The organism is Streptomyces sp. NPDC041713 (assembly GCF_055591085.1).
This window is the reverse complement of record NZ_JBVIZY010000002.1, coordinates 15,924-34,938: the sequence shown is the minus strand read 5'-3', so window position 1 is coordinate 34,938 and position 19,015 is coordinate 15,924. Positions and strand designations below refer to the sequence as shown.

17 protein-coding genes are annotated in these 19,015 nt (G+C 70.1%); 1 reads left to right on the top strand and 16 read right to left on the bottom strand.

The annotated features are described in order from the left end of the window. Positions 1 to 14: 14 nt before the first annotated feature. From pyk to pta, 3 genes are all read right to left on the bottom strand, one after another. On the bottom strand, positions 15 to 1,445 hold the full coding sequence (gene pyk, locus ACZ6CV_RS05010; protein ID WP_469249657.1) for a pyruvate kinase: 1,431 nt from the start codon (positions 1,443 to 1,445) through the stop codon (positions 15 to 17). A gap of 73 nt (positions 1,446 to 1,518) precedes the next feature. Beyond that, entirely contained in the window at positions 1,519 to 2,733 is a 1,215-nt protein-coding gene (locus tag ACZ6CV_RS05005; protein ID WP_469249656.1) for an acetate kinase, read from the bottom strand. Positions 2,734 to 2,757: 24 nt separating this feature from the next. Continuing rightward, positions 2,758 to 4,851 (bottom strand): phosphate acetyltransferase, encoded by a 2,094-nt coding sequence (gene pta, locus ACZ6CV_RS05000; RefSeq protein WP_469249655.1) that lies wholly within the window; start codon positions 4,849 to 4,851, stop codon positions 2,758 to 2,760. 301 nt (positions 4,852 to 5,152) lie between these two features. On the opposite strand from pta, the gene ACZ6CV_RS04995 reads away from it, so the two are divergent. Beyond that, positions 5,153 to 6,178 (top strand): ATP-dependent 6-phosphofructokinase, encoded by a 1,026-nt coding sequence (locus ACZ6CV_RS04995; protein WP_355802675.1) that lies wholly within the window; start codon positions 5,153 to 5,155, stop codon positions 6,176 to 6,178. A gap of 1 nt (position 6,179) precedes the next feature. Here the strand turns inward: ACZ6CV_RS04995 and ACZ6CV_RS04990 are convergent, their stop codons facing one another. The 13 genes from ACZ6CV_RS04990 to ACZ6CV_RS04930 form a co-directional block, all read right to left on the bottom strand. Beyond that, positions 6,180 to 6,923: a helix-turn-helix domain-containing protein gene (locus tag ACZ6CV_RS04990; protein WP_469249654.1), complete on the bottom strand. Its 744-nt coding sequence runs from the start codon at positions 6,921 to 6,923 to the stop codon at positions 6,180 to 6,182. Between the two features lie 74 nt (positions 6,924 to 6,997). Beyond that, entirely contained in the window at positions 6,998 to 7,333 is a 336-nt protein-coding gene (locus ACZ6CV_RS04985; protein WP_469249653.1) for a hypothetical protein, read from the bottom strand. A gap of 487 nt (positions 7,334 to 7,820) precedes the next feature. Further along, positions 7,821 to 8,162 (bottom strand): hypothetical protein, encoded by a 342-nt coding sequence (locus ACZ6CV_RS04980; protein ID WP_469249652.1) that lies wholly within the window; start codon positions 8,160 to 8,162, stop codon positions 7,821 to 7,823. Continuing rightward, entirely contained in the window at positions 8,155 to 8,499 is a 345-nt protein-coding gene (locus ACZ6CV_RS04975) for a hypothetical protein (protein WP_469249651.1), read from the bottom strand. Before ACZ6CV_RS04975 ends, ACZ6CV_RS04980 begins: the two co-directional genes overlap by 8 nt. 104 nt (positions 8,500 to 8,603) lie before the next feature. Beyond that, positions 8,604 to 9,560: a putative T7SS-secreted protein gene (locus ACZ6CV_RS04970; RefSeq protein ID WP_469249650.1), complete on the bottom strand. Its 957-nt coding sequence runs from the start codon at positions 9,558 to 9,560 to the stop codon at positions 8,604 to 8,606. A 256-nt stretch (positions 9,561 to 9,816) separates the two neighbouring features. Further along, positions 9,817 to 10,428 carry a hypothetical protein gene (locus ACZ6CV_RS04965; protein WP_469249649.1) on the bottom strand — a complete coding sequence of 204 codons (612 nt, stop codon included), beginning with the start codon at positions 10,426 to 10,428 and terminating at the stop codon, positions 9,817 to 9,819. Positions 10,429 to 10,806: 378 nt separating this feature from the next. Beyond that, on the bottom strand, positions 10,807 to 11,841 hold the full coding sequence (locus ACZ6CV_RS04960) for a hypothetical protein (protein ID WP_469249648.1): 1,035 nt from the start codon (positions 11,839 to 11,841) through the stop codon (positions 10,807 to 10,809). Then, positions 11,829 to 12,482 carry a hypothetical protein gene (locus tag ACZ6CV_RS04955; RefSeq protein ID WP_469249647.1) on the bottom strand — a complete coding sequence of 218 codons (654 nt, stop codon included), beginning with the start codon at positions 12,480 to 12,482 and terminating at the stop codon, positions 11,829 to 11,831. The genes ACZ6CV_RS04960 and ACZ6CV_RS04955 overlap by 13 nt, the downstream gene beginning before the upstream one ends. Positions 12,483 to 12,659: 177 nt before the next feature. After that, on the bottom strand, positions 12,660 to 13,532 hold the full coding sequence (locus ACZ6CV_RS04950; protein ID WP_469249646.1) for a carbohydrate ABC transporter permease: 873 nt from the start codon (positions 13,530 to 13,532) through the stop codon (positions 12,660 to 12,662). After that, complete coding sequence (locus ACZ6CV_RS04945; RefSeq protein WP_469249645.1) at positions 13,533 to 14,489, bottom strand: carbohydrate ABC transporter permease; 957 nt, start codon at positions 14,487 to 14,489, stop codon at positions 13,533 to 13,535. A gap of 163 nt (positions 14,490 to 14,652) precedes the next feature. Beyond that, positions 14,653 to 16,020 (bottom strand): extracellular solute-binding protein, encoded by a 1,368-nt coding sequence (locus ACZ6CV_RS04940; RefSeq protein ID WP_469249644.1) that lies wholly within the window; start codon positions 16,018 to 16,020, stop codon positions 14,653 to 14,655. 163 nt (positions 16,021 to 16,183) lie between these two features. Then, on the bottom strand, positions 16,184 to 16,867 hold the full coding sequence (locus tag ACZ6CV_RS04935) for a response regulator (RefSeq protein WP_469249643.1): 684 nt from the start codon (positions 16,865 to 16,867) through the stop codon (positions 16,184 to 16,186). Beyond that, entirely contained in the window at positions 16,864 to 18,840 is a 1,977-nt protein-coding gene (locus ACZ6CV_RS04930) for a sensor histidine kinase (RefSeq protein ID WP_469249642.1), read from the bottom strand. Before ACZ6CV_RS04930 ends, ACZ6CV_RS04935 begins: the two co-directional genes overlap by 4 nt. Positions 18,841 to 19,015 lie beyond the last annotated feature (175 nt).

The window sequence follows — 19,015 nt, the reverse complement described above, 5'->3', positions numbered from 1 at the left end:
CGTGCGTGCGGCGGTCAGTCCCGCTCGGCGCCGCCCAGGTGGTGCACCCGGACCATGTTGGTGGTGCCGGGGACGCCGGGGGGCGAACCGGCGGTGATGACGACGGTGTCGCCGTCGTTGAAGCGGTTCAGCTTGACCAGCTCGGCGTCGACGAGGTCGACCATCGCGTCGGTGTTGTCGACGTGCGGCACGACGTAGGAGTCGACGCCCCAGCTCAGGGAGAGCTGGTTGCGGGTGGCCTCGTCGGTGGTGAAGGCCAGGATCGGCTGGGCCGCGCGGTAGCGGGAGAGCCGGCGGGCCGTGTCACCGGACTGCGTGAAGGCGATCAGCGCCTCGCCGCCCAGGAAGTCCGCGATCTCGCACGCGGCACGGGCCACCGAACCACCCTGCGTACGCGGCTTCTTGCCGGGCACGAGCGGCTGCAGGCCCTTGGAGAGCAGCTCGCCCTCGGCCGCCGCGACGATCTTCGACATCGTCTTGACGGTCTCGATCGGGTAGGCGCCCACGGACGACTCGGCGGACAGCATGACCGCGTCCGCGCCGTCCAGGATGGCGTTGGCGACGTCGGACGCCTCGGCGCGCGTGGGGCGCGAGTTGGTGATCATCGACTCCATCATCTGGGTCGCGACGATCACCGGCTTGGCGTTGCGGCGGCACATCTCCACGAGGCGCTTCTGCACCATCGGGACCTTCTCGAGCGGGTACTCGACGGCCAGGTCGCCGCGGGCCACCATGACCGCGTCGAAGGCGGCGACGACGCCCTCCATGTTGGCGACGGCCTGCGGCTTCTCCACCTTGGCGATGACGGGGACCCGGCGGCCCTCCTCGTCCATCACCTTGTGGACGTCCTTGACGTCGCTCGCGTCGCGCACGAAGGACAGGGCGACCATGTCGCAGCCCATCTTCAGGGCGAAGCGGAGGTCCTCGATGTCCTTCTCGGAGAGCGCGGGCACGTTCACGGCCGCGCCGGGCAGGTTGATGCCCTTGTGGTCGGAGATGACACCGCCCTCGACGACGATCGTCTTGACGCGCGGGCCGTCCACCTCGACGACGCGCAGCTCGACGTTGCCGTCGTTGATCAGGACCTGGTCGCCCTTGGAGACGTCGCCGGGCAGACCCTTGTAGGTCGTGCCGCAGATCGACTTGTCGCCGGGCACGTCCTCGGTGGTGATGGTGAACTCGTCACCGCGCACCAGCTCGACGGGTCCCTCGGCGAAGGTCTCCAGACGGATCTTGGGGCCCTGCAGGTCGGCGAGGACACCGATGGCACGGCCGGTCTTCGCGGCGGCCGCACGGACGCGGTCGTACCGCCCCTGGTGCTCGGCGTGCGTGCCGTGGCTGAAGTTGAATCGGGCCACGTTCATGCCGGCCTCGATCAGCGAGACGAGCTGCTCTTCGGAGTCGACGGCGGGGCCCAGCGTGCAGACGATTTTGGAACGGCGCATGGGGCGATCCTATCGGTTTGTTTCGCTACGGAATATTCCGTCTGGTGGAATCTACAAATGGGCGGATGTCCGCTCAGGCGTTGCGGTTCTCGACCAACGCATACGTCTGCGCGGCGATCTCCAATTCTTCGTCCGTCGGCACCACGGCGACGGCAACGCGCGCGTACTCCGGCGAAATGAACCGTGCTTCGTCGGAACGTACGGAATTGAGCGCGCCGTCGACCGCCAGGCCCAGTTCCTCCAGGCCCGCCACGGCCGCCTCGCGCACCGGGGCGGCGTTCTCGCCGACGCCCGCGGTGAATGCGACGGCGTCGACCCGGCCGAGCACCGCGTAATAGGCGCCGATGTACTTCTTCAGGCGATGCACGTAAATGTCGAAGGCGAGAGCGGCCTCTTCGTCGCCCTCGTCCACCCGGCGCCGGATCTCCCGCATGTCGTTGTCGCCGCAGAGTCCGATCAGCCCGCTCTTCTTGTTGAGCAGCACGTCGATCTCGTCGATCGACATTTCGCCGACCCGGGCCAGATGGAAGATGACCGCCGGATCCAGGTCGCCGGAGCGGGTGCCCATCACGAGCCCCTCCAGCGGCGTGAGCCCCATCGAGGTGTCCACGCACTTCCCGCCCCGCACCGCGCTCGCCGATGCGCCGTTGCCCAGGTGCAGCACGATGACGTTGACGTCCTCGGGCGCCTTGCCGAGCAGCTCCGCCGTGCGCCGCGAGACGTACGCGTGGGAGGTGCCGTGGAAGCCGTAACGCCGCACGCGGTGCTCGTCGGCCGTGCGCACGTCGATGGCGTAGCGCGCCGCGGCCTCCGGCATCGTCGTGTGGAACGCGGTGTCGAAGACGGCGACCTGGGGCAGGTCGGGGCGCAGGGCCTGGGCGGTGCGGATGCCGGTGATGTTGGCCGGGTTGTGCAGCGGCGCCACCGGCACGAGCCGCTCGATCTCCGCGAGCACCTCGTCGGTGATCACGGTCGGCGCGGTGAACTTCAGGCCGCCGTGCACCACCCGGTGGCCGATCGCGGCCAGTTCGGGGGAGTCGAGGCCGAGCCCGTCGGCGGCCAGCTCCTGGGCGACGGCCTTCAGCGCCGCCTCGTGGTCGGCGATCGGCTCCTCGCGCTCCCGGGACCCGGCGCCGCCGGCCAGCGGGGTGTGCTTGAGCCGCGAGGTCTCCTCGCCGATCCGCTCGACCAGTCCGACGGCGAGGCGCGAGCTGTCGCGCATGTCGAGCAGCTGGTACTTCACCGACGAGGAGCCGGAGTTGAGGACGAGTACGCGCGTAGCGGTCACGGATTCGGGACGCTTTCTGTGGGGTTACGGGGTGGGCGTCTGGGTGGGCGTCTGGGCCTGGGCCTGGATCGCCGTGATGGCGACGGTGTTGACGATGTCCTGGACGAGCGCGCCCCGGGACAGGTCGTTGACGGGCTTGCGCAGGCCCTGCAGGACCGGGCCGACGGCGATCGCGCCGGCCGAGCGCTGCACGGCCTTGTAGGTGTTGTTGCCGGTGTTCAGGTCCGGGAAGATCAGCACGCTGGCCTGGCCCGCGACGTCGGAGCCCGGCAGCTTGGTGGCCGCGACGGAGGGCTCCACGGCGGCGTCGTACTGGATCGGCCCCTCGATCTTGAGGTCGCCGCGCTGCTCGCGCACCAGCTCGGTGGCCTCGCGGACCTTGTCGACGTCGGCGCCCGAACCGGACGTGCCGGTCGAGTACGAGAGCATCGCGATCCGCGGCTCGACCCCGAACTGCCGGGCGGTGGCGGCCGCCTGGACGGCGATGTCCGCGAGCTGCACGGCGTTCGGGTCCGGGTTCACCGCGCAGTCGCCGTACACGAGCACCTTGTCGGCGAGGCACATGAAGAAGACCGAGGAGACGATCGACGCCTCCGGCTTGGTCTTGATGATCTCGAAGGCGGGCCGGATGGTCGCGGCCGTGGAGTGCACGGAGCCCGAGACCATGCCGTCGGCGAGGCCCTCCTGGACCATCAGCGTGCCGAAGTAGTTCACGTCCGCCACCACGTCGTACGCGAGCTCGACGGTGACGCCCTTGTGGGCGCGCAGCTCGGCGTACTTGGCGGCGAAACGGTCCCGCAGCTCGGAGGTCTGCGGGTCGGTGAGCTCGGTGTCGGCGAGGTCCACGCCGAGGTCCGCGGCCTTCTTGCGGATCTGCTCGACCGGGCCGAGCAGCGTCAGATCGCAGACACCGCGGCGCAGCAGCACGTCGGCGGCGCGCAGCACCCGCTCCTCGGTGCCCTCGGGCAGCACGACGCGACGCCGGTCCGAGCGGGCCTGCTCCAGGAGCTTGTGCTCGAACATCATCGGCGTCAGGCGGTCGCTGCTCGGCGCCGAGACGCGCCCCATGAGGTCCCCGCTGTCGACGTACCGCTCGAAGAGGCCGAGCGCGGTCTCCGCCTTGCGGGGCGTCGCCGCGTTCAGCTTTCCCTCCAAGGCGAAGAGCTCGGCGGCGGTCGGGAAGGAGCCGCCGGAGACCGCGACGACCGGGGTGCCGGGGGCGAGGCGGTCGGCGAGGGTGAGGATCTCCGGGCCCGGCTGCTCGTTCAGGGTCAGCAGCACGCCCGCGATGGGCGGCGTACCGGCGCTGTGCGCGGCGAGCGAGCCCACCACCAGGTCGGCGCGGTCGCCGGGGGTGACGACGAGGCAGCCCGGGGTCAGGGCGTTCAGGAACGTCGGCAGCATGGCGCCGCCGAAGACGAAGTCGAGCGCGTCACGGGCGAGCCCGGAGTCGTCACCGAGCAGGACGCGGCCGCCGAGCGCGTGGGTGATCTGCGCGACCGTCGGCGCGGAGAGCGCGGGCTCGTCCGGCAGCACGTAGCTGGGCACGGGCAGGTCGGGGGCGAGCAGCTGGTGGATCTCGTCGCGGTCGGCGGGGGCCACCCGGTTGGTGATCATCGCGAGGACGTCGCAGCCGAGCGAGTCGTACGCGCGGTAGGCGTTGCGCGTCTCGGCGCGCACCGATTCGGCGGTCTGCTTCCTGCCGCCGACCACGGGGAGCACGGAGGCGCCGAACTCGTTGGCGAGCCGGGCGTTGAGCGCGAGCTCGTCGGGCAGCTGGGTGTCCGCGAAATCCGTGCCGAGCACGAGGACGACCTCATAATCCCTCGCGACCCGGTGGAACCGGTCGACGAGGCGCGAGACCAGTTCGTCGGTGCCCTGCTCGGCCTGGAGCGCCGACGCCTCGTGGTAGTCCATGCCGTACACGGACGCGGCGTCCTGGGCGAGCCGGTAGCGGGCCCGCAGCAGGTCGAAGAGGCGGTCGGGGCCGTCGTGGACGAGCGGCCGGAAGACGCCGACCCGGTCGACCCGACGGGTGAGGAGCTCCATGACTCCCAGTTCGACGACCTGGCGACCGTCGCCCCGGTCGATCCCGGTCACGTACACGCTGCGCGTCACGCGTGCTCTCCCCTTCTCCGGTGCCTGCTGAGCTGGTTCCCCTGCGCCCTGACGAGCTGGTTCTCCGCTGCCCTGATGAGCTGGACAAATACCCCGATATCGTGGCTGTGCCCTCTTGACAATACCTCTGCGGCTGGTTAAGCCGCCCGCCGGACGAAAGGCCCCACACGGGCGGTACCAAGGTCCCTGCCCACCCTTCGCACGGGCATCCGTCGCACAGCGGTGAGCGGCGACCCCGTTGTGGCCGTGGAACAATCGGACCGGCTCACAAGTACCAGCAGCGAGCAGGAGACACAGCGCGATGCGTATCGGAATTCTCACCGCGGGCGGCGACTGCCCCGGCCTCAACGCAGTGATCCGGTCGGTCGTGCACCGCGCCGTGACGCACTACGGCGACGAGGTCATCGGCTTCGAGGACGGCTACGCGGGCCTGCTCGACGGGCGCTACCGCGCCCTCGACCTGAACGCGGTCAGCGGCATCCTGGCCCGGGGCGGCACCATCCTCGGCTCCTCCCGCCTGGAGCGCGACCGCTTCCGAGCGGCCTGCGACAACGCCAAGGAGCTGATCGAGCGCAGCGGCTTCGACGCGCTGATCCCGATCGGCGGCGAGGGCACCCTGACGGCGGCGCGGATGCTGTCCGACGCGGGCGTGCCGGTCGTCGGCGTCCCCAAGACCATCGACAACGACATCTCCGGCACGGACCGCACCTTCGGCTTCGACACGGCGGTCGGCGTGGCGACGGAGGCGATGGACCGCCTGAAGACGACCGCGGAGTCCCACCAGCGCGTGATGGTCGTCGAGGTCATGGGCCGCCACGCGGGCTGGATCGCCCTGGAGTCCGGCATGGCCGGCGGCGCGCACGGCATCTGCCTGCCGGAGCGCCCCTTCGACCCGTCCGACCTGGTCGCCCTGGTCGAGGAGCGCTTCTCGCGCGGCAAGAAGTTCGCGGTGATCTGCGTCGCCGAGGGCGCGCACCCGCAGGACGGCACGATGAACTACGGCAAGGGCGCGATCGACCAGTTCGGCCACGAGCGCTTCCAGGGCATCGGCACGGCCCTCGCGTACGAGCTGGAGGCCCGCCTCGGCAAGGAGGCCAAGCCGGTCATCCTCGGCCACGTCCAGCGCGGCGGCACCCCCACCGCGTACGACCGCGTCCTCGCGACCCGCTTCGGCTGGCACGCGGTGGAGGCGGTGCACCGCGGCGAGTACGGACGGATGACGGCGCTGCGCGGCACGGACATCACGATGGTGCCGCTGGCGGAGGCGGTCACGGAGCTGAAGACGGTGCCGAAGGACCGGATGGACGAGGCTGAGTCGGTCTTCTAGCTCACCCCCGTCCGCCGCGCACCAACCCCCAGAAGTGTTCGAGGACCCGCTCCAGGTAGTCCCGCCCGGCCTCTCCGGACGCGTCCGAGCCGGCCCCGCCGCCCCAGCTGAGCGTGCGGGTCATCCGGGACTGGTAGTCGTCGTGCATCTGCCGCAGCACGTCCTCGACGTGCCGCTTCTCCACGGGCAGCAGCTTGCTGACCGGCCGCACGTACCCCTGCCAGCGGGTGGTGACGGCGCTGCGGAGCAGCTCGGCGAGCTGCTCGGCCCGCCCGGTGACGGTGACGAAGTCGGCGGGGGAGAGGTCGAGGGCGCGGGCGAGGGCGGCGGACTGCCGTTCGTTGCCGCGCCAGGTGCTGGTCTCCTCCATGCGGAGGTAGGCCTGGATCTCCACGCCGGCCGCGCGGGCCACGTCCTCCGGGGCGAGCCCGCGGGCGAGCCGGTGCTCGCGCAGGGTGCGCGCGGCGCCCATGAGGTCCCCGGGTGAGCACCACAGGGCGGCGGCGAGCGCGGTGAGCTCGGCGGAGGTGGGCGCGGCGAGCCCGCGCTCCCAGGCGGCGATGGTGTCGGCGGTGACGTAGGTGAGCCCGTAGCTGGCCCGCATCCCGTACGCGACATGCCCGTGCGCCATCCCGAGCGCCTCGCGAAGGCGCCGGGCGGCGGGGAAGTTGAAGGGGGGCGTGGGCTGCGCGGACGTGGGCTGCCCTTGAGGGTGAGGGTGGTGCGGCGGTTGGCTCGATTGCACGGGCACACCGTAGGCGGCTGCGGGGGTGGTGACTACGGTGTGTTCCTACGAGGTTGCGGAATGGGGCGAACCTCTCAATGGCCGTCGGGCCAGTCGACCGTGTAGCCGGAGGCTCGGTCGAACGCGATGCCGACCTGGGGAACCTTGACGTCGAACTCGGCCCCGAACCACTCCATCAGGGCCAGAGCGGCGGCCTCCGGCTGGTAGTCGGTGGGCAGGTAGTCGAGTTCCTGCACATGAATACCGATCGGCTCGCCGCCGCCGGCGCCCGGAGCGCGCTGCGCCATGAGACGCAGGCCGAGCGCGAGAAACGCGACGTCCTCGTCGTCGGCGAAGCGGTCCAGAACGCGCAAGTAGAACCGGTCGGAGATGACGAGGTCAGCGGGACCGGGCTGTTCCGAGTGGCTCACGCAGGCTGTAAGGGTGACCAGCATCCCCCAGGGGCCCATGAGCTTCCGGTAGGTGACAGTCCGGGGATTCAGGTTCTCTCGCATCAGTCGAAATTGAGTAGGTGTATGGCAGACATGTCTAAGGAGTACTCACAGCCGAGATGCGACGGCCGAGTGTTGCATTGGTACCTGTGGCCCGTCCCTGCGGGTTTTGCGGATGCTTCGCTCAGTAACGGGCGGGCCTCAATTGGCGTATTGCTCCGCAGGCACGCGAGGTCGCTCCGATCAGACGGCCCGAGCGACCCCCGCGGGCGCCGGGGCGGGGAAGGCGAAGGGGGGGCGCGGGCTACCCTTGCGGACCGGGCGGCTGGCTCGATTGGACGGGCACGCCGCGGGCGGCTGTGGGGGCGGTGACTACGGTGCGTTCCGACGCGGTTGTGGAGTGGGTGCACCTCACCGTGGCCATCGGGCACTTCGTGGCGCATTCGGTGAGCCGGGGACCCCTCGGTCAGAAGAGCTCGGATTCCGAGTCGCTGTTTCCGGGATCGGCGCTGTCGGGCCAGATCACCGTGTAGTCCTTGACGGTGGCACCGATGAAATCCGCGTCCTGGGTGCCATAAGGGATGACTGAGTTCGCGTTCTCGGGGATATCCGTGCGTGACAGATGGATACCGAAAAGGCAGGTGTCGCACCAGAAGGACGCGTACCCGATGCCGTCACCGGTCTTCTCGGTGAAGACCAGCACGAGATCCTTGGACCCACAGTTGGGGCACCGCACAGTCGGCGTGCGGGACGGATCCTCGTAGATCTCCTCGTAAGCACGCAGCCAGTCACTCCAGACGTTAGCCATCGGTTCCGCCTTCTTCCCTCGGGTTGTTCACGGGGTGGTTGTCCCACCACTGATCTTCGTGAGCGTAAGCCTCGTCCTCCCAGCGGCGCAGCTCCGCCTCGTTCGTAGGGACTCTGCCGCCCTGGCGGATCTGATCGACGTGGAACCGCTCATGAGAGAGCGTTCGGGCCAGTGTCTCCTCGTCGTAGAACGCGTCCCGGTACAAGCGGATCTCCGATGCCGAGGGTGTCGATCCTTGTAGTCCGGCGACGTTACGGTTGATGTTGACTCGGATGCCGGCCAGGTCCACCTGGTAGCGCCCGGACACTTGCCGCACGCTGTCCATGTTCATCGGCATGGGCGGGCCGTTGCGGGGTCGGCGTTTCGCCCGTCGCAGTACGAGAGCGGAGTTGCGACGCACGGAGCGTGCCATACCGCGCAGACCCATCCGACCAAGGCCTTTCAGCCCTTGGCCAGCCTGCCGGCGGTGGTGAGGCCCTTGCCGCCGGGTATGCAGTCCATCGCGGCGAACGCCACGTCCATCAGGGTGGCCTGGCCCTTGGCGTATTTGCTCAAGGTGTCGGCCAGCACGATCGCGCCCGCGACGATGACGATGGCCGCGAGGATCGGTCCGCCGATGATCATCGCGATGACGCCGACGACGGCGACGACGACCTTGCAGACGGCGACGATGGTGTCCCAGTTGTCGCTGACCCAGTCGCCGACCTCCTCCCACCACTTGCGGTTCTGGATGCCCGCGTCGGAGGCCTCGTCGATCTTCCGCTTGGCGGTGCCCGCGGCCTCCTCGCGCATCTTGCGCGCGTCCTCGGCCATCTTCTTCGCCGCGTCCAGCGCGCTCTTGGCGGAGTCCACATCACCCTGGGCGGACTTCTGGGCCTTCTCCGCGGAGTGCGCGTTGCGGGTGGCGGCGCGGACCTTGGACTCGTCCGGCTTGGGCACGTCCTTGCCCTTGTCGCCGTCGTCCTCGTACTTGTCGGCTTCCTTGCCGGCCCGCTCCACCCACGAATCAGCCGATGACAGACGGGACTTGGCGGAGGAGAGATCGGCCTGGGCCTCGCGGCCCTTGACCAAAGCCTTGTCCGCGAGGGACTGGGCGCGCTCCAGCTCAGGCCAGTACGCGGCCAGCGCGTCCCCCGCCATCTCGTAGCTCTTCTTGAGCTTCTTCAGCTTGTCGGGGGCGTCCTCGAACTTCTCCGTGAAGGCGTCGGCCGTCTTGCCCGCCCACTTGAGGATCGCGTCCTCGCCCGCCATCCCCTTGATGTCGCGGAGGACCCGGCCCACGTCGTCGGAGAAGTCGTGGAGGTTCTTCGCCAGCGACCGCACTCGGTGCGGATCACCCGGCGTCGGATCCTTCTCCAGGTCCAAGACGTGCCAGTCCGACGGCCGGTGGCCCCCCATACGTCTTCCTCCACCTCTCCAGCCCCGCCAACAACCGTACGCGCGAGCGAAGTTAGCGGACGGGCGTACGCACGTGAAGACGCCTCGCCCTCGTCGGCGGCTCCTGCGAGTCCGGGGTTGGGCCGTGATGCCGTCCATGTTCTTTGTCCGTGTGCATGGGGGCGCGTCTGCGGTCAGCGGGGCGCGGATTTCGAGTTCGCGTCATCGTTCCCGGGATTCGTGCCGCCGGGACCCGGTGGCTGCGGAGGGGCCGCTGTCACCCGTCGCCCTGCGCAACAGGAGGGGCGACGCCCGGGCCCGGCACGAACTCCAAGTCGGCTTTCGCCAGCCGGAAGAACACCCTGCGCGCCTCCGCCGCCTCCAGGGCACCCCTGTTCCACGCCTCCCACTGGGGTTCGGCAGGCCGGTGCCGCGCCCGTAGGTGCAGTCCGGAACTGAGCAGCATCAGGGAGTGCAGTGCGACGCCGATCTGCTCCTCCAGGGCCGGGGTGGCCACGAGTACGGCCCGCTCCGCGGCATCGCTCGCCGCCGCGACCACGGTGTCGACCCGTTCGGCCACCCGGACCTGCATCCACACGGCAAGCCCTTCCTCCGCACCCGCCCCGTTCGCACCGCCGCGCCGGCCGGCCGCGTCCCGCTCCTCCTGCCAGTCTTCTCGCGTGTCCGAAAGGGCGCTCATCGCAACATCCCAGGCCCGCAGGAACTCCAGGTAGGCCTGCATCCGTTGGCCGCGCAGCCACTGCCGGTGCTCGACCTGCGCCTGGGCGCTCACCTGCCGGCGGCCGACGAACACGCCGAGCAGTACGCCGACGATGCTGAACACGCCCGCCGCCACAGCGGCGGCGACCATCCCCCACGATTCGTTCACCCCCTCACCTTGCCCGGCCGGGCCCGCCGGTGTCGTGGGCGGGAAACGGAGTGGCCCTGGACGGCCCGTGACGGTCGCGTGCTGCACCGCACTGGCATGCCGGGGGTTCAGCCTGGCGGCCACTTCGCCTGCTTCTCGGCGGCCCGGCCGCCCCTGGCGGCGGCCGCGATCCACTGCCCGGGGCGGCTGTCCACGTCCGGCACAGCGCCCAGGTGGCGGGGCATGGTCGACCCACGTCGGGCCCCTCGCGGCATCGGGACGCCGTCGCGCAGGTCCGCCGTGACTACGACGACAGTGACCATCCCGGCGACGAGATCCGCTGATCGGCGACGGCCCGTCCGGCGGTGTGTCCTCGTCGGCCGGGACGGTCTCGCGCCGTCACCGGTTGATGGACTGGACCTCCTCCACCACCACGTCCTGCTCCGCGCCGAACTCGCCGTCGGGAAGCCGCTTCTCGCCGTTCACGCCCGTTCCCGTCCAGTGGATCTTCCACGTGACCGTCGCCTTCAGCGGGTACGAGCCGTCGCCGGACGAGCGCAGGTACTTCACGCCGCAGGGCGGGGTCTCCTTGGACTTGCCCTTGGCGTAGGGCGTGCCGATCTTGTCGCCGACGAGGTCGCAGACGCCGTTCGCGGGGTACGTTTCCGCGTCCGACGTGCCGGGGTCGATCTTGAGGGAGACGGGCACGGCGGTGGCCGTCGCGTGGATGTCCAGAACCGGGACCGAGGCGGTCACCGACACCGGCTTGAAGTCCGCGCCGTTCAGCCAGGCCCACGTGGGAAGGTTGACCTTCGTCGTCCCTGCGGGTGCGAGGGTCACTTCGGTGTCCGGGACGCGGATCTCCGCGTAGGCGAGGTGCGCGAGGATTTCCGGCGTGACGGCTTCGGGGGTGTCCGCCGGGGGCGGGTCACCCTTGTCGACCCAGAAGTACGGCTTGTCGCAGTCGAAGGCACCCGGGGCGCTCTCCCTGCCTTCGGGGATGAAACTGTCCCACCAGTAGCCGTCACCGGACTTGTCCTTGTTGAAGTCCTTGTAGGGCTTGCCGTTCACGTAGCGATTGCGCTGGGAGAGGTCCCACTCGGGGCCGGTGGAGTCGACCGCCCAGATGGGCTCCAGCTTCTTCTTGAGCTGAGCCGGCGTGAACGCCGGGGCGTAGTAGCAGGCAGGCGGGGTCCAAGCGGTCGCGGGAGTCACCGGTCCGGCATGGCCGCCCTTGCCGTTCTTCGAGCGGTCGTAGACGATTCCTCCCGCGGTGGCCGACAGCGTCTTCTCGTCGGCTCGCGCATTTACCTGGGTCTCGGTGTCACCACCACCCGGGTCGATGTCGGCCGATGCCGGCGTACCGCTCAAGGCGAGCGTGATGCCCGCGATCACCACGGCGGCGAAGGCCGGGCCTCTCCTTACGGCTGACACTGAACCGCCCCCCTCGTGGAGAAGATCTGCGAGGTCTGCCATGTCCCGTCGGCGTTCTTGAGCAGCTGCGTGTTGTACGCGACGTAGCTGTTCTTCGTCACGGGAGTCTTGTTGACCTTCTTGGTCGACTTCTTCTTCGTGTAGCCCTTGCCCTCGTCCGCGCAGAAGGTGAGCGTGGCCGTCTTCTTGTCCTTGAGCGTCACTCGGCGGTCGTAGTAGCGGATTTCCCCGGTGAGGCTGAGGCCGGCGTCCTTGAACTTGGCGACCCACGTGACCGAGGCCTCGAGGGCTTTGCCGGTGTTGTAGAAACCGAGAGCTTCACTCTTGGGGTCGGTCCCCGTGATCGCGGCGTTCACCGCGCGCATGCGTTGTTCGTTGTCCGCGAGGACGGCCTTCTTCACCGGGTCGCTGGTGTTGGCGGCGTCGAACGTCATGGTCAGATCCGCCGGCAGCTCGATCTTCGGCCGGTCCGCGGCGGACTCCGCCGGCTCACTCGGCGACGACGACTTCTCGCCGCCCCGGTCCGCGCCGGCGATCTTGTCGTCGTCCTTGGACGTGTCGTCGTCGCTGCCGCAGGACGTCAGAAGCAGGGCTGCGGCCGCGGTGAGTGCGGCCGTCGCGAGGCGGAGAGGGCGGTTCACTGTCGGCTCCTGGCGAGGTGGGAGAGGGCGCGAGCTCAGCACGCTAGTGCGGGCCCGGCCCCGTCGCCAGAGAGATGTGTGCCCACGAAAGGGGCGCGCGGGACGTATCGCCGCGAATTCATGTCACAGTTCTGTGCCTGGAGGGAGCAGGAGACGCGCGCGCCCGCAAGTCCGGACTCAGCCCTTCACCGCCCCGCCCAGCGCGAACCCCCCGCCCAGTTTCCGCGAGATCAGTACGTACAGCAGGATCACCGGCGTCGAGTACAGGATCGAGAACGCCGCGAGCTGGCCGTAGACCACCGTCCCCTTGTTGCCGAAGAAGTCGTTGATGCTCACCGACGCCGGCATCTGCTCCGGAGTGAGCAGCAGCATGAACGGGACGAAGAAGTTGCCCCACATCATCACGAAGGAGAAGACCGTCACCACGGCCACGCCCGGGCCCATCAGGGGGAGGACGATGCGCAGCAGGGACTGGAAGGACGACGCCCCGTCCGTCCACGCCGCCTCCTCGAGCTCCTTCGGGACGCCGTCCATGAAGTTCTTCATCAGCCAGATGGCGAACGGGAGTTGGGACGCCGCGAAGAAGAAGATCGTGCCCTGCATCGTGTCGATCAGGTCGACCTGCACGAAGAGCGCGTACACCGGGACCATGATCGCGGTGATCGGCAGGCTCGTCGCGAAGAGGATCGTCAGCATGAACGGGCGGTTCAGGCGCGAGCGGTAGCGCGAGAGCGGATACGCCGCCAGGGCCGCGCACACCACCGTGAGCAGCGTGCCGCCGCCGCACAGGAGCAGGCTGTTGAGGAGCGGGGTGAAGGTGATCTCGGGGGTCAGGACCTGGTCGTAGTTGTCGAGCGTGAGGCTGTCGGGGAGCCGCACCCGCAGGTCCGCCTCCGGGTCGAAGGAGGACAGGACCACCCAGGCGAGCGGCAGGACGAACGCCGCGGCCACCACCAGCAGCCCCGCGTCGGCCGCGAGCCGGTGCGACCTGCGGCGTGAACGGGGCCTGCGCGTAGGCCTGTTAGGGGCGACCTTCGAGTTGGCGGGCACTCAGACCTCCGTACGCAGCAGGCGCATGTAGACGAGGGAGAAGAGGGAGCCGACCAGGAGCAGCAGCAGCGCCACGGCCGTGCCATAGCCGATCATGCTCTTCTGGAACGCCTGCTCGTACATGAAGAGCGGCAGCGTCTGGCTGTCGTTGCCCGGGCCGCCGCGCGTCATCACCCAGATCAGGCCGAAGACGGAGAGCGTCTGCAGGGTGTTGAGCATGAGGTTCGTGCCGATCGAGCGGCGGATCATCGGCAGCGTGATGTGCCACATGCGGCGCCAGCCGCCCGCGCCGTCGACCTCGGCGGCCTCGGTGATCTCCTTGGGGATCTCGTTCAGGGCCGCGGAGTAGACGAGCATCGAGAAGGCCGTGCCCCGCCAGACGTTCGCGAACGACACCGCGAGGATCGGCAGCGTGAACATCCAGTTCTGGGACGGGAGATGGAGGAAGTCGAGGACGGCGTTGAGGGTGCCCTCGCGGCGGAAGAAGGCGTAGAGCAGGAAACCGGCGACGACCTCCGGCAGCACCCACGCCGTGACGACGATCGCGCCGGTGAGGGTGCGCACCGGCTTGGACGCGCGCTGCATGAGGGAGGCGAGGGCCAGGCCGAGCGTGTTCTGGCCGATGAGGGAGGAAAGGACGGTGAAGACGAGGGTGAGCCAGACGGCGTTGAGGAACCGTTCGTCGCCGAACGCCTCGCGGAAGTTGTCGAACCCCACGAAGCTCGACTCGGCCTGGCCGGTCAGCTGGAGATCGGTGAAGGCGATGTACGCGCAGTAGCCGATCGGGCCGGCGAGGAAGAGGGCGAGCAGGATGACGGCGGGGGAGACGGGCAGGGCGCGCAGCAGGCCGCGGCGGGCGCGCGCCCGGGGGCCCGGCGGGGCGGCGGCCGGGCCCGGTCCGCGGTGCGGCGTCTTGGCGACGCCGCCGCCGGGGCCCGTGGAGGATGCGGTGGTCACGTACGGGCACGCTCACTCTCTGGCTCGCTCGGGCTTCGGGCATCGGTGACGTGAGGGCGGTGCGGGCTTCGGTTCGACGGTGGCGGTGCGCGCTGTTCCTCGGAAGGTGACGTCGTACGGTGCGCGCTGTCCCTCGTACGGTGGCGTCCGTACGCGGCGCGCGCTACCTCTCGACGACTTCGCCGTCCGACGCCGCGTCGACCTCCTCGTCGTACCCCTTCGCCGCGTCCGCCACCGACGTGTCGCCCGTCGTCACCGACTCCATCGCCTCCTGGATCGCCGTGGAGACCTTCGGGTACGCGGGGAACGCGGGCCGGTAGTGCGTCGAGGCCACCAGGTCCGTGAAGAACTTGATGCCGGGCTGCGCCTTCACGTACGCCGGGTCGTCGGCGACGTCCTTGCGGACCGCGATGCCCGAGTTGGCGATGTACCACTTCTGGGCGTTGGCCTTCGTCTGCATCGTCTCGATGAACTTGAACGCCAGGTCGGGGTTGTCCGCCTTGGTGGGGATCGACCAGGTCCAGCCGCCGGACATGCTCACCTTGCCGGGGGCCTGGCCGTGCTGGGTCGGCATCGCCGCGAGGCCCAGCTTCTTCGACCACTCGGGCCACTCGTGGCCCGCGCCCTTGCCCCAGTCCTGCGGCAGCCACGAACCGTCGAGGTTGATCGCCAGCTTGCCCTCGGGCAGCAGCTCACCGCGCACGCGGGTGGCGAAGTTGGGGTCGAGCGCGTCGGAGACCTCCGGGCCGAGCTTCTCCTTGTAGACGGTCTCCACGAACTTCAGGGAGTCCTTGAACCCCTGGCCGCCCGTGACCCACTTCTTCGCCTTCGGGTCGTAGAGCGGGTCCTTGCCGGTGCCGTACGCGAGCATCTCGAAGCCCTGCATCGTCGCCACCTCGCCCACCGGCTTTCCGGTGTAGACGTTGAGCGGGATGACGTCCGGGACCTTCTTCTTCACGGTGCGGGCCGCGTCGAGGACCTCGTCCCAGGTCTTGGGCTGCCAGTCCGCCGGCAGTCCCGCCTTCTCGAAGATCGCCTTGTCGAACCAGAGGCCGCGGGTGTCCGTGCCGTCCGGCACGCCGTACGTCTTGCCGTCGGCCGCCTTCGCCGCGGTCTTCGCCGTGTCGACGAACTGATCCCAGTCCTTCCACTTGTTCAGGTAGGGATCGAGTGGTTTCAGATAGCCGCTGGTGATGTCCGAGTTGATCAGGAAGGTGTCCTCGTAGACCAGGTCGGGGGCGGTCTTCGGGGAGCGCATCATCTGCTGCAGCTTGGTGTAGTACTCGGAGTCCGGCGCCTTGATCGGCACCAGCTTCACCTTCTTGCCGGGGTTCTCCTTCTCGAACTGCTTCTTGATGCCCTCCAGGTACGTGTCGGTGACCTTGATCTTGTTGTCCGTGGACTGCTTGAAGGAGACCTTCACGGTGTCGGGGTCGTCGCCGGAGTCGCCGCCGCACGCGGTGAGGGTGGCGGCGGCGAGCAGGGCGGAGGCGGTGAGGAGCAGGCGGGTGGGGGTGGGGCGCACGGGCACGACCTCCTACGGGCCGGCGCGGCGGGGTCGCCACGCGGGTTGCCCGGTGAACGTACGGGCGCGCTCCGAGCAAGGTCAATGCCCCTGCGGGGGCTGTGAATTGATGCTTGTCGGCAACGTGACAACGTTGTTGTCGGACGTACGTCGGTGAGGCGCCCGGGGCTCAGTCGCCCGCGGTGAGCCAGCGGTAGACGAGTTCGGGGCGGCCGACGTGGCCGTACTGGGGGCTGCGGGCGGCGCGGGCGGTGTCGACCAGGTGTTCCAGGTAGCGGCGCGCGGTGATGCGGGACAGGCCGGCCGACTGGGCGGCCGCGGTGGCGGTCAGGCCGTCGGGGGCGGCGCGCAGGGTGCGGATGACGCGTTCGAGGGTGGGGCCGCTGAGTCCCTTGGGCAGGGCGGCGGGGCCCGGTGCGCGCAGGGTGGCGAGCGCGCGGTCCACCTCGTCCTGGCCGGTGGCCTCGCCCTCCGCCGCGGCCGAGCGGTACTCCGCGTAGCGGGTGAGGCGGTCGCGGAGGGTGGCGAAGGTGAAGGGCTTCAGGACGTACTGGACGACGCCGAGGGAGACGCCCTCGCGGACGACGGCCAGGTCGCGGGCGGAGGTCACCGCGATCACGTCCGCGGGGTGGCCCGCGGCGCGCAGGGAGCGGGCCAGCTGGAGGCCGTGGCCGTCGGGCAGGTGCAGGTCGAGGAGGATCAGGTCGACCGGGGTGCGGTCGAGGACGCGGCGGGCCTCCGCGGCGGAGTGGGCGGGGCGGGGGGTGGCCTCGAAGCCGGGGACTCTGTTGACGTAGAGGACGTGGGCGTCGGCCGCGACGGGGTCGTCTTCGACTACGAGTACGCGGATCACTGGGCGCCTCCGTGATCGCTTCTGTCATCCCGGGGCGGGCCCATTGCGGGCTCGTGGGGGTCGTCGTTTTCCGTGCGCGGCAACGGGGCGGGGGGCTGCGTCGTGCTTCGGTCGGTGCCACGGTTGTCTGTGCGCGGCGCCGGGGCTGAGCCCTGCGTCGTGCTTCGGTCGGTGCCACCGTTGTCCGTGCCCGGCACCGGGGGCTGTGCCCACTCGTCCCGCCATGCGGAACGTTTGCCCACAGCAGGAGCGGCCTCGGTAGCTGTGCTCTGCGTCGGGGCGGGGGCGGCGTCGGTACCTGTGGCCTGCATCGGGGCAGGGGCGGTCCCGGTCCCCGGGCCCTGCGGGGCAGCCGTCGTCGTCGGGGTGATCGTTACTTCGAATTGCGCTCCGCCCTCCGGGGCTTCCCGTACCGTCAGCGTGCCGCCGTTGCGGGTTACCGTCTGGTGGACCAGGGCCAGGCCCAGGCCGCGGCCCGTCGGGGCCTTCGTGGACCAGCCGCGGGTGAAGACCGCCCGGCGCTGCGCGGGGTCGACCCCGGGACCCGTGTCCGCGACGCGCAGACGCAGGCCCGCCTCGTCCGCCCGTGCCGTCACCGTGACCCGCGCCGCCGGGGACCCCTGCGCTGCGTCGACCGCGTTGTCGATGAGGTTGCCGAGTACCGTCACCAGATCTCGCGCGGAGAGCGCCTCCGGGAGCACGCCGTCGTCGATGCTGCTGTCGTCCGAGACGACCAGTTCCACGCCGTGCTCGTTGGCCTGCGCCGCCTTGCCGAGCAGCAGCGCGGCGAGGACGGGCTCGCTCACCGCGGCCACCACCTGGTCGGTCAAGGCCTGCGCCAGCTCCAGCTCGGCCGTGGCGAAGTCGACCGCCTCGTCCGCGCGGCCGAGTTCGATGAGGGACACCACCGTGTGGAGCCGGTTCGCCGCCTCGTGGGCCTGCGACCGCAGCGCCCGCGTGAAGCCGCGCTCGGAGTCCAACTCACCGGCCAGCGCCTGGAGTTCGGTGTGATCGCGCAGCGTCACCACCGTGCCGCGGCGCTCGCCGCCCGTCACCGGGGAAGTGTTGACGACCACCACGCGGTCGGCGGTCAGATGCAGTTCGTCGACCCGCGGCTCCGCGGCGAGCAGCGCGCCGGTCAGCGGTGCGGGGAGCCCGAGTTCGGCGACGTTGCGGCCGATCACCGGCTCGCCGGCCACCCCGAGCAGCTCGCGGCCGCCGTCGTTGATGAGGGCCACCCGCCGCTGTCCGTCCAGCATCAGCAGACCCTCGCGCACGGCGTGCAGCGCCGCCTCGTGGTAGTCGTGCATCCGGCTCAGCTCGGCGGCGTTCATGCCGTGCGTGCTGCGGCGCAGGCGCGCGTTGATCACGTACGTACCGATGCCGCCGAGCACGAGCGCCGCCGCCGCGACGCCGAGCAGCGCGAGGAGCTGGCCGCGGGCGTTCGCGGTGATCTCCTCGATGGTGATGCCGGCGCTGACCAGGCCGACGATCCGGCCGTCCCGCTCGGTGGGGCGGTCCCAGATCGGCGTGACCACCCGTACCGAGGGGCCGAGCGTCCCCGTGTACGTCTCCGTGAAGGTCTCGCCGCGCAGCGCCGCCGCCCGGTGGCCGAGGAAGCGCTCGCCGATGCGCCGCTCGTCCGGATGCGTCCAGCGGATGCCGTTCCGGTCCATGATCGTGACGAAGTCGACGCCGGTGTCCCGCTGCACCTGCGCCGCGTACGGCTGGAGCGTCTCGGACGGGTCGCTGCCGCGGACGGCCTCCCGTACCGACGGGGCGTCCGCGACCGCCCGCGCCGCCGCGGTCGCCTGGCGGCGCGCGCTCGTCTCGGCCTGGTGCTTGTCGCTGAGGTACGTGAAGAGCGCGCATCCGGCGACCACCACCGCGACCAGCACGATCTGCATCGCGAAGAGCTGGCCCGCCAGGCTGCGGGGCAGCCGGCGCGGCCGGGCGGGAGGGATGCGGGACATGCTGCCAGTCTGCCTCGTCACCCTTCGAGTACGAGCAGTTGCACCTCCCGCCGCACGAAGCACCCCGCACTCGTATAAGCGCGAACTAAATGAACGCAAGGGTGACCGCCCTCACAGGGCAGGAGATAGTCGCCGGGATCGCCCGGACCGCCCAGGACGTGAGCCGCACGCACTG

What these genes read in the sequence shown, in the direction of transcription:
- pyk (WP_469249657.1), bottom strand. Translation starts at nt 1,445, where the DNA reads ATGCGCCGTTCCAAAATCGTCTGCACGCTGGGCCCCGCCGTCGACTCC.
- ACZ6CV_RS04995 (WP_355802675.1), top strand. Translation starts at nt 5,153, where the DNA reads ATGCGTATCGGAATTCTCACCGCGGGCGGCGACTGCCCCGGCCTCAAC.
- ACZ6CV_RS04980 (WP_469249652.1), bottom strand. Translation starts at nt 8,162, where the DNA reads ATGGCTAACGTCTGGAGTGACTGGCTGCGTGCTTACGAGGAGATCTAC.
- ACZ6CV_RS04975 (WP_469249651.1), bottom strand. Translation starts at nt 8,499, where the DNA reads ATGCCGATGAACATGGACAGCGTGCGGCAAGTGTCCGGGCGCTACCAG.
- ACZ6CV_RS04970 (WP_469249650.1), bottom strand. Translation starts at nt 9,560, where the DNA reads ATGGGGGGCCACCGGCCGTCGGACTGGCACGTCTTGGACCTGGAGAAG.
- ACZ6CV_RS04930 (WP_469249642.1), bottom strand. Translation starts at nt 18,840, where the DNA reads ATGTCCCGCATCCCTCCCGCCCGGCCGCGCCGGCTGCCCCGCAGCCTG.